Raw genomic sequence first — 13,965 nt, 5'->3', positions numbered from 1 at the left:
TCCATAAGCAAGCAGCACCCATTAATACTCCCCTGAAAGGATCTGATCTCCATGGCCATTGAGGTCTTCAACCGTTACGAGAACAAGTATCTGTTCGACCATGAATCCTACCTGAAGCTCTATCACGAACTGCTGGAATATATGGAGTCTGATGCATACAACAAGCAGCACGAATATTATTCCATCACCAATCTCTATTATGACACCCCGCAGAATTCCCTGATCCGCAGCAGCCTGGCGAAGCCGAAGTATAAGGAGAAGCTCCGCATCCGGGCCTACGGCATTCCTGAAGGCGACACCAGAGTCTATCTGGAGATCAAGAAGAAGGTGCTGGGCCTGGTCAACAAAAGAAGAACCCCGCTGAAGCTGGAGGAAGCCTATGCCTTCATCGAGAGCGGCAGGGAGCCTGCATTCGAGAGCTATATGAACAAGCAGGTGATCGAAGAGATCAAGTACCTGCTGACCCGCTATGATCTGCAGCCGAAGCTGTATTTGTCCTATGACCGTAAGGCTATGTTCTGCAAAAATAACCGCGATCTCCGCATCACCTTCGACACCAACATCCGCTGCCGCCGGTATGATCTGAAGATGGAGCACGGCGTGTATGGCGAGGAGCTGCTGGAGCCGGGACAATGGCTGATGGAAGTGAAGGCAGAGAAGACCATTCCGGTCTGGCTGGCCAAGATGCTGTCGGAGCATCAGATGTACCGCACCAGCTTCTCCAAATACGGTAACGAATATAAAAAAATGCTGCGAAACAGCCAATCAGAAAGAGAGCGTGTCCGCTATGCTTGATTCGATATTTTCCGTAGCTGAGTCTACTTCGGAACTAACCTTCATGAATGCTGCCTTAACCATCGTCATCGCCATTATCCTCGGCGGTCTGATCAGCTTCACCTACATGAAGACGAGCCCTGCCGGATACTCACAGAGCTTCACGCTGACCATGGTTCTGCTGCCGGTTATTGTAGCGATTATCATCCTGCTTATCGGCAGCAATGTGGCCCGGGCCTTCAGCCTGGCGGGCGCCTTCTCGATCATCCGGTTCCGCAGCGCCCCCGGTGATCCGAAGGACATCACTTTCGTCCTGTTCACTATGGCCTCCGGGCTGGCCTGCGGCGTAGGAGCATTCGGTTATGCAGTATTTTTCACCCTGATTCTCTGCGTGTTGATGGTCCTGCTTAACCGGACGGGCTTCGGGCGCAAGCAGTCGATGCACAAGACACTGAAGGTAACGATTCCTGAGAATCTGGGCTATGAGGAAGCCTTCGCGGAGGTCTTCAACACCTTCAATGTGGCCTACGAGCTGAAGAAGATCAGAACCACGGAGCTGGGCAGCCTGTATGAGCTGGTCTATGCCGTAACGATTGATGAGCAGACAAGCCAGAAGGAGCTGCTGGACGCCATCCGTACCCGCAACGGGAACCTGGATCTCTCACTGACCATGGCGCCCGTCATGAACGAATATTAATCCGCTACAGGAAGGGAATGATGACTGATGAAGAACAGATTAACAGCCGGTACAATTGGACTTATGCTGCTATGCGCCGCAGTCATGTCGGCATGCAGTGCAAAAGCAGCTACGCCATCCGATACAAGTAACAACGTGAGTACAACAGCTGAGGCCGTTCAGAGCAGTACCTCTGCCGCCGTGCAGCCGGCAAGTGTGAAGACAGCGGATCTTGTGGCCTGGGAGGAAGAGGATGCTGTAACCGCCTGGACGGCAGCGGATTCTACCGCTATAACTCTGGCTGGAACCAATGCCGTGGTAGATGGCGCGGGTGCCACAGCGCAAGAGGGCACAGTGACCATTACGGAGGCAGGCACTTATGTGCTCAACGGCACACTAAGTGACGGACAGATTATTGTAGATGAGCAGGCAAAAGGTACTGTAAGACTCGTGCTGAACGGTGCCCACCTGACGGACAACGATAATGCTCCCGTCTACATCAAGGAAGCCGGCAAAGTAGTCATCACCTTGCAGGAAGGCACGGATAACAGTGTGACAGATGGAGCTGCGTATGTATTCGCAGATGGAGCTGAGGATGAGCCAAGCGCTGCGCTCTTCAGCAAAGCGGACCTGACGATTAACGGCACCGGCAAGCTGACGGTCACCGGCAACTATAACGACGGCATCACCGGCAAGGATGATCTGACAATCATGTCCGGCACCCTCGAAGTGAAGGCAGCGGATGACGGTATTGTCGGTAAGGACATGATTGCCATTCAGGACGGCAATATCACAATTCATGCCGAAGGCGACGGCATCAAATCGACCAATGACAAGGATGCCGCCAAGGGCTTCATCGCCATTGCCGCCGGAACCTTCGACATTACAGCCGGTAATGACGGGCTTCAAGCGGAGACCGCTGCTGTCATCGACGGCGGCACCTATACGCTGGTGACTGGCGGCGGCTATGTGAAAGCCGAAGTGAAGACCGGCGATCAGGGTGGGCCGGGAATGGGTGGCGGCGGCTTCGGCCAGCGGCCGGAAGACGGCAGCTTCCCTGCTCCGGGAGAAGCCGGGGGTACGCCGCCTGCGATGGATGCTGCGCCGGCGGCTGACCAGCCCCAAGCAGCGGAGAGCAGCACCGCGGCAGCGGCACAGACGGACACCGCAGCAGCGGCGGAGACGGAATCCGTCAGCGCCAAAGGGATTAAGGCAGGCGGGGACCTGACGGTGAACGGCGGAAGCTTCACGGTGGATGCCGCAGATGATGCGCTGCACAGCAACAGCAGTATCTCGGTAACGGATGGAGAATTCCAGCTCGCTACAGGGGATGACGGGCTTCACGCCGATGCTCTGGTCTCCATATCAGGCGGCACCGTCAATATTATGGAGAGCTATGAAGGGATAGAAGGAGCGGACATCACCATATCCGGCGGTGAGATTCATGTGACAGCCACAGACGATGGCGTCAATGTGGCTGGCGGCAACGATACCAATGCGGCAGCAGGAACGCAGGCTCAGGATTCGTTCAGCAGCACCGGCAGCAACCTGCTGACCATCAGCGGCGGGACCCTGACCGTAGATGCCGCAGGCGATGGCCTGGACTCCAACGGCTCAGTGACTATGACCGGCGGCACCGTCATTGTGAATGGCCCCGAGAACTCCGGCAACGGCGCCCTGGATTATGACGGAGCCTTCAACATCACAGGCGGATTCCTGGTAGCCGCAGGTGCATCAGGAATGGCACAGGCTCCGGGCGAGGACTCCGGCCAGTATTCGGTAAGCGTGGAATTCGCAGCAACTCAGCAGGCTGGAACGATGGTTCATCTGGAGGATGCTGACGGCAAGGCCATTCTGACCTTCGCTCCGGCGAAGAGCTTCCAGACTGTAGTGGTCAGCGCTCCAGAGCTTACGGACGGCTCTTATACCGTCTACACCGGAGGCAGCTCTACCGGAACAGCCACAGACGGATTGTATACCGGCGGGACGTACAGCGGCGGCAGCAAATTTGTTGCTTTTGACATCACCAATACGGTGACGTGGGTGAATGCATCGGGTGTAACTACTGGCGGCAGCAGTATGGGCGGGCCGGGAGGCGGCGGCAGAGGCAACAGAGCCGGAGGCGGACCTGGCGGAGCAGGAGGCACGCCGCCTGCGGACGCTGGTACGACGAAGCCAGCCGATGCGGGCACTACAGCTCCAGAGGGTGCAGGTACTAGCACGAATTAAGCGGGACAGTATAGAAGAGACTATCCATTAGCGGATAGTCTCTGTTTTTGCACAATATTAAGTGTGATCAGCGTTACATGAAGTCGAAATAGTAGCGGATGACATGGAAGAACACCGGTGCGGTATAGGTCAGGCTGTCAACGCGGCTCAGGTAGCTTTTTTGCAGCGCTGCGAACTTGTCATCGTCCCCGATCAGCAGATCCCGCTTCAGTACGGAGACTGTCAGGCTGCCGAAGAAGCCGCTGAGACTGACCAGCATGCCGGAGAGATAACCAAAGGCCGGATTCAGCGGAGTCAGGTGCGGATAGATCAGATAAGACACCCCTGTTGTCACCGCGAATGCGCAGGCGAATCCTTCCCAGGTCAGATGGGGGTTGGAAGTGGGGACGATTTTGTGTTTGCCAACATAGATGGAAGCCAGATAGTGAACGGCATCATTGAGCTGGGTCAGCACCACCAAGAAGAGAACAAGACCTGCCCCGTACTCTGGCGTTGCGAATTGGAAGTAAGCCAGATGGCTCAGCCCGAAGACCATCAGCATCAGTCCCCACTGGGTGGCGCTGACACTGCGCAGGAAACCGAGCGTGCCTTTGTTGATCAGCCGGGGCAGCGGCAGCAGCAGGAACACATAGACCGGAATGAAGACAATGAACATCCCATACCACTCAATATAGACCCAGTAGAATTGCAGCGGAATGGACAGGTACGCCCAGAGGAACAGCCTGCGGTCTGCTTTTCTGGTGCGGATCATGGAGAAGTACTCCTTCAGGGCGAAGAAGCTCAGCACCGTCAGGGACAGCAGGGACACGAGCGAATTGGACAGGGTCGCAAGGCAGAAGATGAACAGCATGCCCCACCAGGTTTTGATGCGGAAGCCGATTCCGGTATAATCCTTGTCCTTCTGCAATCTGCTGACCACAAGGTACAGCACATGGATTACCGATAGAGCTGCAAAGATCAGAACTAGTGTGAATAAAGAACGATTCAATACAATCACCAACTTGTCTTTCGGGTGTCATTTCAATATAGGAATTTTATGCTAAAATAGACAGAGCGTCCAGCTTATTATGAAGCAAAACAACCGACTTGATAAGGGGAAATATTGTAAATGTCAGCAGATCCATCGGTGTACATCATGCTCACCAATACGGGAACGCTGTTCACGAAGCTCATTCAGGGCTATACCAAGGCGCCGTATAACCATGCCTCGATCTCATTCAACCGGGAGCTGTCCGAGCTATATAGCTTCGGCAGGAAGCATCCGGCCAATCCGCTGAACGGCGGATTCGTGAAGGAGGATATCCGCACAGGCACCTACAGCAAATACCCGGAGACGACTTGTGTCATCTATGAGCTTCAGGTTACGGACCGGGAGGTCGAGAAGATGAAGCGGGTGCTGCAGGTCTTCATCCGCAGCCGCCAGAAGTATCTCTACAATATCCTCGGCGTCATCGGCATCGCGCTGAAGGAGCCGGTGGAGTTCAGCAACTCGTATTTCTGCTCGCAGTTCGTTGCCGAGATTCTGGAGCGCTCGGGAATTAAGTTGTGGAACAAGCTGCCTGCGCTCGTGACCCCGGATGACTTCCGGCAGAGCGACCGGCTGCATCTGGTCTATTACGGCAAGCTGAGCGATTATACGCCCTCTGGAAGCTAGACAGCATATAGAGAGAGGCCCCCGTTCCCGGCAGGGGAGGGGGGACTTTGTTGTTGTATAGGTGTAACCGAATAGCAATTGGATGGTCCAGCGACATATGGACCGAATGTATATGGGAAACAGCATACATTATGCTCAAGCAGGCACACAGACCGAATGAATGTGAAAAACAGTATACATTATGCTCGCAAGCAGGCAAACGGACCGAATGAATGTGAGAAACAGTATACATTATGCTCGCAAGCAGGCACACAGACCGAATGTATGCGAGAAACAGCATACAGTCCTTCACCCGCAAGGTGACTTTGTTTATACAAGAAGCTTACCTGGCTTAATCCGCCCGGAGTGTGATATTTTCATTGAAAAAGGAGAGTGAAGAAATGGTTCATGCCAAGGATGTGCTTGCCAATCAATTGCTGGCCGGGGCCAACGATCCCAGCTGGCATCTTCCCTATATGCAGGCCGTAGAGAATGTGACCGAGGAAGAAGCCTTCTGGAAGCCCGGGGAGGGAACAAGCAGCATTGCTGAGCTTACCCAGCATTTGCTGTACTGGAATGAAGCCTGGCAAAGCCGGTACCGCGAGGGGCGTATGGACGCCGTGCCTGCGCTTGGGGACAATAACCTCAGCTTCAGGCTACCTGCTGAGACCGCATTCGGTGAATTGCGCGGAAAGCTGCTGCAGACGCTGCTGAACTGGCAGAGCCTGCTGTCAGAAGAAGGGCTGGAGAATCAGGTGAACGGGTTCCCGGTACCTGCCGCATGGTGGGAGATCATCAGCAATGCGGCGACCCATAATGCCTATCATATTGGCCAAATGGTGTTGATCCATAAGCTGTATGTCCCGGACAGGCCACAAGCCTAAGCACTAGCCCCATTCAGGGCAGGTATTGGCTGTGCAGGGGACCGGTAAGAAGCAAGGCTAAGCAGACTGGCCGGGATTCTCTTGCTGGTCTCTTTGCCGTACAGTGAGGGCCGCAGCATAGACCTGCTTGTGCAGAATAGCTTAATCTGTAATGAAATGGAGCATGTGATATTCTTGAAATATAAGGATTTATATGTTGCACACGATAACTTATCTTTCTATTTCTCGCTGAAACGGTGCCGTCCCTAAAAGGATGGCAAAGTCGTTTCCACTTGGCATAGGTCTACTGAAGGGAAAAGAGAGGGATTCATATCATGATTGAGAACATCATCAGAGGTCTGGAGGCAAAATATGCCTGCCGACTGGAGCGGCTGACAGGGGGATATACGAATCTCACCTATCTGATGGCGGGGGCGGAGCCGCCGCTTGTAGCCAAAGTAACAAATCTGTCCAATGAAGACACTCTCAATGAAGTTCAGGTGATGCGGCTGGTGCAGGGAAGCTGTGATACCCCGGTGGTGCATGAGGTGGCCGAGATGGACGGGATGCGAATTATCATCATGGACTGCATGCAGGGCAGGAATGCCCAATCCATTCTGGATGCCCGGGACTGGGCAAGAGCCGAGCGGATCTACAGCCGAATGGGGCAACTGCTGGCTGCCCAGATTCATTGCCGCCCTTATCAGCCCCAAGAGACAGAGATTCGGCTCAGCAACAGGTCTGCACTGAGTCAAATGATTCAGAAGCTGGAATTCGTCCCTGCTGCTTTCGGCAGGCAGTCGCTTCACATTCTGTCTGCGGCGGAGGCCGGGGAGCTTCCGTGGGTTCTTACCCATGGCGATTACGGCGTACATAATCTGCTCTGTGAAGCGGATGATCTGCTGCATGTGCTGGACTGGGAATGGGCGGAATGGGGCAGCCCGCTGAATGATGTGGCCTGGGTCTGCTGGTTCACGAAGCATCATTATCCCGTACAATCCGAGCTGCTCAACACGGCCTTCATGCGGGGCTATCTGTCTGTTAACCCGTTATCCTTCACTGCGCACCAGATGAAGGCGGCGAGTCTGTACAGGGTATGGAATATCCTGCACCGCCTGCAGATAGCCCCCAAGGAGGTGCAGCGTGAATGGGTCAGACGTCTGGAATGGACATTGGGTGAGGATTTCGCAGAGCTGCACGGAATCCGTTAAGGGGCGGGTCCTCTTCTCCCATGCAGCTTGAACCGCCTGACCCGGTCAGGCCTCCGGCACAACAACCTGAATGTGGCGGGGAATGGTGCTTAAGGTGATCGGCAGCGGCGGACCCTGCTCGCCGTCCACATTCGTCTGCACCGGCTCGGCGGAGCGGACGGAGACCTCCTTGGCCGTGAAATAAATGACATCCTTATGATTGCGCAGATTACCGAGCAGCAGGGAGATGCTGACCGTAACGGAATTCAGCAGGTGAAGATCCTTGACGATGAAGCAATGGAGCAGGCCGTCATCTACAGCGGCGGCAGGAGCGAGTTTCTCGAAGCCACCTACAGAATTCGTAAGCGCAGCGATGAACAGCGGGGAAGAGCCTTCCCATATCTCTCCGTCATGAGTAATCGTCAGGGTGTGCGCAGTATTGCTGGCCAGCTCTTTAATGCCCTCCTTCAGATACGCCAGGAAGCCCAGCCGGGTCTTATCTTCGGTAGTTACAGAGGAGAGGGAGCCGGCAAGTGAGCCTGCAGCCACCACATTAGCGAACAACCGGTCATTGAGCCGGCCCATATCTACCCTTTGGGTATGAGAGGAAGACAAAGTTCGGATAGCTTCTTCAGGAAGAAGCGGAATCTGCAGCGCACGGGCGAAATCATTGACTGTTCCCATAGGCACAATCCCAAGCTTAGGACGGTGCTGCTGATTTGCAAGCCCGTTCATGGTCTCATGCAGAGTACCGTCTCCTCCGATAGCAACGACCAGATCATACTTTTCGCTGCATGCCTGATTACAGAAGGCTGTGGCGTCTCCTTCCCCCGCAGTCTCGTGGACGGCAACCTGATAACCTGCGCCTTGCAGTACTTCTTCCACTGCTCTGATATAATCCCTTGCCTCTGCCTTGCCGGACGAGGGATTCATGATGATCATAGCCTGCTGCATACTGCACTCCTCTCTGTGTAACCGGATTAGTATCCATTAACCAGCTAAGTATATCCTTTGAATCAAAAGCGCCAAAGGGCGCGTGTCCCTTTGGCGCTTGGCCGGTGTATGTCTGCCGCAGCAGGCGGCGGCTATCTGCCTTCGAACCGCCGTCCATAGGATTCGGCGTAGGCCGCGCTGCGGAATTTAAGAATCGGATCATCCGAGAGCAGCATCCCGGTTGTGAGGATCGTGGGGTCCATGAGCAGATATTTCGGATCAGGATAGATCTCGGAAATATGCAGCCGGCCGAGATCGATTCTCCGGCGGTCCTCCGGCCAGGCCCGGGTCGGATCATCTGTAGCATCGCCTTCCTCTCCGAGAACAGCGACCAGCTGGAAGATGGCCGGTTCATCCTTCAGGCGCAGCTCCAGTTCCTCCTCCAAATAGCGGTCCGGCTGCATAGCCGCTTCCTCCAGAGACAGGGTACGCACTCCCGCCTCTGGAACCCACTCGAACCGGACCGGCTGCTGCTTGCCCTCGGCATTGACAAGTACATAAGCGTGGATGCAATAATAGTGGCTCTCCGCGTAGCTGGCAGGCGGCTTCAGCCGCTTCACGGCGCGCAGGCTCTCCTTACTCTCGCTGAAATGGCTGACGATTTCCTTAACCAGCTTCAGCGGTCCGAGGGTTCCGGCCCGAAGCTGGTGTGCCATGCGGATAATGTCGATGAAGGATTCCGGGGTCCGGGCAAAAAAGACCGGCACCGTCACGCCAACCAGATTCGTAACCTCGCCATCCGGCAGAATGAACTGGACAGCCATTCCCTTGGCGGGAGAGAGCAGATCTGCCAGTGCCGGGTCTGTCGAGCTGCCCGAGAAGCGGATAATGGCATTCACCTGCTGCTCCTGAAGGTGTTCCGCCTCCGTGAATTCCTTCCCCAGTCCGCTCGGCCGGAAGAAGCCGCGGCAGCAGGTTCCCGTCGCATGGGCGCGGCGGTACCCGGGATGGACACCCGACAGGTCCTCTATGGCATCTACTGCCTCGGCGGCAAGCCCTGTATGCTCCCCTGCTGTTGCGGCAGGCTGGCTGCTGCTGTGCTCCGATTCCGATTCATTCATGCCCTCATTCACTCCTTCACGGTCATTTCTAACGTATACAAGCTACCTTCTAATTATTACCACTTCCACCGCTCATCCAAACTGCTTCTCGTAGACATCCACTTCGTTATTGTGGTTATCGGTCGCTCTTCTGACCGGGGCGAACCCGTTTCGGGTCCAGAAGGCCTCCCCGGCCTTGTTCTCCAGCTGAACGGCTAGTCTGACGGCGCTGAGTCCTTGATTCCTGAACAGTCGCTCCAGCTCATTTACGGCGGTTTTTCCGATCCCCTGCCGGCTGTATTGCTGGTGAATCACCAGCAGACCGATCCACGGATAATGATCCGCGCTATAGTCAGGCAGGTAGGTGATCAGACCGGCAATCCGGTCATGGCTTCTGATGTATAACATTTTCTCCCCCATAGTGAGGTTGTTGCGGTTCTCCTCCTCCAGCTCCAGGGGCTCCAGATACGCCTTATGCAGGACCATCTGGTTGAATTCAGGCTGAGAGTTCAGGATGGAGGCCTGAATATCCAGACTCTCCGGCGCTAACGGGTCCAGTACTGGTTCTAACCAAATCATATAATCATCACCCTCTTAAAATTAGTTATAAATCTAATTAGATATTAATATAATGATATGATCTTATCAACTACCATGCGGAGGAATATGCTAAAATAAAGCAGACTTACCCAATACAACATGCATTAAGCAGAAATGGAGATTATTAATCAATGAGTGAATTACCAAATTGCCCGCAATGCGGCTCTGTGTATACCTATGAGGATGGAGTGCTGCTGGTTTGCCCGGAGTGCGCACATGAGTGGTCTTTGGATGCAGGAAGTGCAAGTGGTGAAGAAGTGAAGGTAATCAAGGATGCTAACGGAAATGTACTGGCTGACGGGGACACCGTAACGGTGATTAAGGATCTCAAGGTCAAAGGCAGCTCGTCCGTTCTGAAGATAGGCACCAAGGTGAAGAACATCCGGCTGGTGGACGGCGACCATGATATTGATTGCAAAATCGACGGGTTCGGCGCAATGAAGCTGAAATCGGAGTTTGTGCGCAAGGCATAGCATGAAGCAGGACCGGAAGAGATGGAAATAAGGCACTGATTTCTGGCAGTGCCTTTTTTCCAACTGTTACAGGGAGTTACCGAACTCTCTCCTCCGTTATAGAATCCGCCGCGCGGTAACAAACCGCTGCTTCCACTTGCTGCCGAAATCCTCCATATGTACACCCTGCTCCTTGGAGTAGGTATGCAGTATCCGGTTATTCCCGGCGTAGATGGCTACATGTCCAATATCGAGGCCCCTGGCGGTGAAGAACAGTAGGTCTCCGGTGCGCAGCTCGTCCATGCCAACCTTCCGGCCTTCCTGTGCCTGATCGTAAGAGACGCGGGGAAGCTCAATCCCGAGCGTATCTCCGAATACCCGCTTCACAAAAGAGGAGCAGTCGAACGTACTTGTCTGGTCGGGAGAAGCGCCGAATTCATAAGGGGTACTCAGGTATTTCCGCCCCGCATCAATCAGCGCCTCTCCCTGCTTCTGCAGCAGCGAGGGGCTTCTGTAGTCCGTGAATTTTGGCTTGGAAGATACATATCCTCTCACATGATCTGCGGTCCGCACCTCCAGCCAGAGGGCGTTAACCTCACGGATGACATGGACCTTGCTTCCGGCAGGCAGCAGGCCCAGGCTAGTGGCGCTGCTCCCGGCATCCGGGGCGCTGCGCAGGTTAACCCCCCAGGTGACCGAGGTCTCATAGGCGGCTGCCGAGGAGATGAGAACGGAGCCTGAAGAAGGATCCCAAGCCACCTCACTGCCCAGGGCTTCACTGACGAAGCGCAGGGGAATCATACTGTAGCCTTGCGACAGTTGTCCCGGCACAGCCAGCTGGGTGGTCTTCCCGTTCAGCAGAGCTGTGGACGAGCCTAAGGTATAGGTGAGTGCAGTGCCGCCTTTGACGGCGGTTACGGTCTTGCTTGCATTGTTCCAGGAGAGCTCAGCCCCCTGGGCTTCAAACAAGCCGCGCATGGGAACCAGTACGGTCCCGCTGATGTTCAGCGGCCGGGTCTCAGGTTGAAGCTGCTGTCCGTCCAGGTAAATCGAGATGGGCTGGGGTGAGGTTGCTGCGTCTGCATGGGCATAACCGCCCGCCGTAGCGGTCAGGGCCAGTCCAAGCAGAGACAGCAGCATAGTCGTTCTTGTTGTCATGGATTCATCACCTTATGGATAGATTTAACTCTCTCCAGTTAGACGTTATTGGTGTGAATTGGTTCTGTGCCAATTGTTGGTAACGGTTAGCAGACAAGGCCTGCAAGGGCCTTGGTTGACGCCCGCAAAGTTACAGGCTATAATCTAACCAGTTAGTTATAAATAAGGAGATGGAAACCATGACCACAACAGGGGGCAAACGCAGCGCCAAAATATACGATGCCGCCCGCACCCGGGGGATTATTCTGGATGCAGCAGAGGAGATCTTTGCCGAGTCCGGCTACTCAGCGGCACGGATTGATGCCATCGCGAAGGCATCCGGGTACAATAAAAGCCTGATTTATCAGTATTATGGCGACAAGCTGGGGCTATATACGGAAGTGGTCAAGCGGGCGGACCAGATCGGCGAACAGATCACCGGCTCGTTCATCAGCGAATTGCTGAAGGATGAGCAGTTACTCCAGGACCCGGAGGCATTCAAGCGCTTCATGGAGTCCATGACCCGTCAGACGGTCTTCTTCCTGCTGGAGCACCGGAGCTACCTGAGAATTCTGTTATGGGAAGCTGCGGAGGACTGGAAGACCTGGAATCAGATCACCTATCGTCCTGACGATGCTACTCAGATGCATGAGGTGGCCCTGGTCGCCCAGAGGAACGGAATCCTCCGTCAGGATCTCGACCCGGCGCTCTTTCCGCTGCTGATTATGAATGTGATTACAACGACATTGCAGTCGTCTTCACGGTTCGAGCCTTTGCTCGGCAGGCTGGATTCCCGGCAACTACGGGAACAAACCACCCGTCAGATCGCACAATTTATTATCCATGGCGTCATGGAGCCGTCTTTATTGTAAGGGCGGTTTTTTTGAAGATAAATATAAACAACTAGTTAGTTTTAAATGAACAGATAAAGGAGAATCAGAGATGGAGAAGGCACCAAAGGGAACCAATCTAATCATGGCTATTCTAATTATCGGGACAATGGCGGGGCTATTGAATCAATCCTCGCTGAATACGGCACTGCCTAACATTATGGGTGAGTTCCAGTTGTCTGCGAGCACCGTGCAGTGGTTAACGACCGCTTTTGCACTGGTGACGGGTATTGTTGTTCCGATTACAGCTTATCTTATTCAGCGCTTCACGACGAAGCAGGTATTCGTCTTTGCGATGGGCATGCTGACTGCGGGGACGCTTCTGTGTGCGGTTTCCCCGAGCTTCGGCCTGCTGCTCACCGGAAGAATTGTGCAGGCGGTCGGAGTAGGCATTATGCTTCCCCTGGTCCAGACCCTGACGTTCATTCTCATCCCGGTAGCCAAGCGCGGGTTCACGATGGGGCTGATCGGGCTGGCGATTAACTTCGCTCCGGCGATCGGACCTGTGCTGAACGGCTGGCTCGTGGAGGATCATTCCTGGCGCTTGTTGTTCTATATTCTGGCTCCTTGCTCGCTGCTGCTTACGCTCCTGGGCGTGTTTCTGGTGAAGAACGTGACGCCACAGGTAAAAAGCAAGGCCGACGCGCTCTCCATGACGTTATCCTCGCTCGGCTTCGGCGGTGTGCTGTACGGATTCAGTGTCTCCGGCAGTCAAGGATGGGGAAGCACCGAGGTGCTAATTTCCCTCGCGGTCGGGTTCATCGCACTCTGCCTGTTCGTGTGGCGGCAACTGAAGATGGAGAATCCTCTGCTGGAGCTGCGGGTGTTCACCAGTTCTGCCTTTACGATGGCGACAGTAATCAGTATGATCCTGATGATTATCATGCTGAGCGCGCAGCTCCTGCTGCCGCTGTATATGCAGACCATGCTTGGCTATACTGCGCTGAAGTCGGGTCTGATGCTGCTGCCGGGTGCGATTCTGATCTGTATCATGTCCCCGATAGCGGGAAGAATATTCGATAAAATAGGTGCGAGAACGATGGTCATCACCGGACTCAGCCTGACGGTCATCTCTGCCTTGCTGTTCTCGAATCTGACGGAGCACACGTCCTATACGTTCCTGATGATCGGCTACTCTCTGCGGATGGCCGGCGTCAGCCTAACCCTGCTGCCCGTCATCACCAGCGGAATGAATTCATTGCCGCCTGACTTGATCCGCCATGGTATCCCGGTGAATACTACACTGCGTACCGTCGCCGGTTCCATTGGAACAGCCCTGCTTGTCACTATAATGACCTACAGCGGGGGCGGCCTGAAGCAGACAGGCGATGTCCATAGCTTAATTCACGGAATGAATGTGGCTTCTATGGTCACCACAGGCGCCGCGGTGGCTGCACTGATCCTGTCCTTGTTCATCAAGCGCAAGGAGGCTCCTGCGGAGATTGCAGCGAAGGGCGTTGCTGTGAAATAACCGCTCATAGAATGCAG

Annotated in this window: 14 protein-coding genes; 9 read left to right on the top strand and 5 right to left on the bottom strand. The window is 54.7% G+C overall.

Annotation, left to right across the window (positions count from 1 at the left end):
* The first annotated feature begins 51 nt into the window (after window positions 1-51).
* From MHH28_RS21295 to MHH28_RS21285, 3 genes are all read left to right on the top strand, one after another.
* Window positions 52-795, top strand: a complete 744-nt coding sequence (locus MHH28_RS21295; protein ID WP_405105307.1) for a polyphosphate polymerase domain-containing protein — start codon at window positions 52-54, stop codon at window positions 793-795.
* Window positions 788-1,471 carry a DUF4956 domain-containing protein gene (locus MHH28_RS21290; protein WP_405105305.1) on the top strand — a complete coding sequence of 228 codons (684 nt, stop codon included), beginning with the start codon at window positions 788-790 and terminating at the stop codon, window positions 1,469-1,471. Before MHH28_RS21295 ends, MHH28_RS21290 begins: the two co-directional genes overlap by 8 nt.
* Window positions 1,472-1,606: 135 nt before the next feature.
* Window positions 1,607-3,679: a carbohydrate-binding domain-containing protein gene (locus MHH28_RS21285; protein WP_405105303.1), complete on the top strand. Its 2,073-nt coding sequence runs from the start codon at window positions 1,607-1,609 to the stop codon at window positions 3,677-3,679.
* A gap of 73 nt (window positions 3,680-3,752) precedes the next feature.
* On the opposite strand, the gene MHH28_RS21280 is transcribed toward MHH28_RS21285, so the two are convergent.
* Window positions 3,753-4,667, bottom strand: a complete 915-nt coding sequence (locus MHH28_RS21280; protein WP_405105301.1) for a phosphatidate cytidylyltransferase — start codon at window positions 4,665-4,667, stop codon at window positions 3,753-3,755.
* 120 nt (window positions 4,668-4,787) lie between these two features.
* Here MHH28_RS21280 and MHH28_RS21275 point away from each other — a divergent pair, with 120 nt between their 5' ends.
* The 3 genes from MHH28_RS21275 to MHH28_RS21265 all read left to right on the top strand — a co-directional run bounded on the left by MHH28_RS21275 (window position 4,788) and on the right by MHH28_RS21265 (window position 7,386).
* Window positions 4,788-5,333, top strand: coding sequence for a hypothetical protein (locus MHH28_RS21275; protein ID WP_405105299.1), 546 nt, complete (start codon window positions 4,788-4,790; stop codon window positions 5,331-5,333).
* A gap of 380 nt (window positions 5,334-5,713) precedes the next feature.
* Complete coding sequence (locus MHH28_RS21270) at window positions 5,714-6,196, top strand: DinB family protein (protein ID WP_405105297.1); 483 nt, start codon at window positions 5,714-5,716, stop codon at window positions 6,194-6,196.
* A 314-nt stretch (window positions 6,197-6,510) separates the two neighbouring features.
* A complete protein-coding gene (locus MHH28_RS21265) occupies window positions 6,511-7,386 on the top strand; it encodes a phosphotransferase family protein (RefSeq protein WP_405105295.1) in 876 nt (291 codons plus the stop codon).
* Window positions 7,387-7,431: 45 nt separating this feature from the next.
* On the opposite strand, the gene MHH28_RS21260 is transcribed toward MHH28_RS21265, so the two are convergent.
* The 3 genes from MHH28_RS21260 to MHH28_RS21250 form a co-directional block, all read right to left on the bottom strand.
* On the bottom strand, window positions 7,432-8,319 hold the full coding sequence (locus MHH28_RS21260) for a diacylglycerol/lipid kinase family protein (protein WP_405105293.1): 888 nt from the start codon (window positions 8,317-8,319) through the stop codon (window positions 7,432-7,434).
* Window positions 8,320-8,450: 131 nt separating this feature from the next.
* Window positions 8,451-9,419 carry a catalase family peroxidase gene (locus tag MHH28_RS21255; RefSeq protein ID WP_405105291.1) on the bottom strand — a complete coding sequence of 323 codons (969 nt, stop codon included), beginning with the start codon at window positions 9,417-9,419 and terminating at the stop codon, window positions 8,451-8,453.
* A gap of 72 nt (window positions 9,420-9,491) precedes the next feature.
* Window positions 9,492-9,977, bottom strand: a complete 486-nt coding sequence (locus MHH28_RS21250) for a GNAT family N-acetyltransferase (protein WP_405105289.1) — start codon at window positions 9,975-9,977, stop codon at window positions 9,492-9,494.
* A 152-nt stretch (window positions 9,978-10,129) separates the two neighbouring features.
* On the opposite strand from MHH28_RS21250, the gene MHH28_RS21245 reads away from it, so the two are divergent.
* Entirely contained in the window at window positions 10,130-10,471 is a 342-nt protein-coding gene (locus MHH28_RS21245) for a zinc ribbon domain-containing protein YjdM (RefSeq protein ID WP_405105287.1), read from the top strand.
* A gap of 96 nt (window positions 10,472-10,567) precedes the next feature.
* On the opposite strand, the gene MHH28_RS21240 is transcribed toward MHH28_RS21245, so the two are convergent.
* Entirely contained in the window at window positions 10,568-11,608 is a 1,041-nt protein-coding gene (locus MHH28_RS21240; RefSeq protein ID WP_405105285.1) for a stalk domain-containing protein, read from the bottom strand.
* 179 nt (window positions 11,609-11,787) lie between these two features.
* On the opposite strand from MHH28_RS21240, the gene MHH28_RS21235 reads away from it, so the two are divergent.
* Entirely contained in the window at window positions 11,788-12,459 is a 672-nt protein-coding gene (locus tag MHH28_RS21235) for a TetR/AcrR family transcriptional regulator (protein ID WP_405105283.1), read from the top strand.
* 70 nt (window positions 12,460-12,529) lie between these two features.
* Window positions 12,530-13,948: a DHA2 family efflux MFS transporter permease subunit gene (locus MHH28_RS21230; protein ID WP_405105281.1), complete on the top strand. Its 1,419-nt coding sequence runs from the start codon at window positions 12,530-12,532 to the stop codon at window positions 13,946-13,948.
* Window positions 13,949-13,965 lie beyond the last annotated feature (17 nt).

Origin of the sequence: Paenibacillus sp. FSL K6-1217, assembly GCF_045040735.1 — a bacterium.
GTDB lineage: Bacteria > Bacillota > Bacilli > Paenibacillales > Paenibacillaceae > Paenibacillus_AQ.
This window is presented reverse-complemented; position numbering and strand designations above follow the sequence as displayed.

Bases quoted from the DNA above. Each gene is read 5' to 3' on its own strand.
- MHH28_RS21230 (WP_405105281.1), top strand. From the start codon at position 12,530: ATGGAGAAGGCACCAAAGGGAACCAATCTAATCATGGCTATTCTAATT.
- MHH28_RS21260 (WP_405105293.1), bottom strand. From the start codon at position 8,319: ATGCAGCAGGCTATGATCATCATGAATCCCTCGTCCGGCAAGGCAGAG.
- MHH28_RS21295 (WP_405105307.1), top strand. From the start codon at position 52: ATGGCCATTGAGGTCTTCAACCGTTACGAGAACAAGTATCTGTTCGAC.
- MHH28_RS21290 (WP_405105305.1), top strand. From the start codon at position 788: ATGCTTGATTCGATATTTTCCGTAGCTGAGTCTACTTCGGAACTAACC.
- MHH28_RS21255 (WP_405105291.1), bottom strand. From the start codon at position 9,419: ATGAATGAATCGGAATCGGAGCACAGCAGCAGCCAGCCTGCCGCAACA.
- MHH28_RS21275 (WP_405105299.1), top strand. From the start codon at position 4,788: ATGTCAGCAGATCCATCGGTGTACATCATGCTCACCAATACGGGAACG.
- MHH28_RS21265 (WP_405105295.1), top strand. From the start codon at position 6,511: ATGATTGAGAACATCATCAGAGGTCTGGAGGCAAAATATGCCTGCCGA.
- MHH28_RS21235 (WP_405105283.1), top strand. From the start codon at position 11,788: ATGACCACAACAGGGGGCAAACGCAGCGCCAAAATATACGATGCCGCC.
- MHH28_RS21245 (WP_405105287.1), top strand. From the start codon at position 10,130: ATGAGTGAATTACCAAATTGCCCGCAATGCGGCTCTGTGTATACCTAT.
- MHH28_RS21250 (WP_405105289.1), bottom strand. From the start codon at position 9,977: ATGATTTGGTTAGAACCAGTACTGGACCCGTTAGCGCCGGAGAGTCTG.
- MHH28_RS21240 (WP_405105285.1), bottom strand. From the start codon at position 11,608: ATGACAACAAGAACGACTATGCTGCTGTCTCTGCTTGGACTGGCCCTG.
- MHH28_RS21270 (WP_405105297.1), top strand. From the start codon at position 5,714: ATGGTTCATGCCAAGGATGTGCTTGCCAATCAATTGCTGGCCGGGGCC.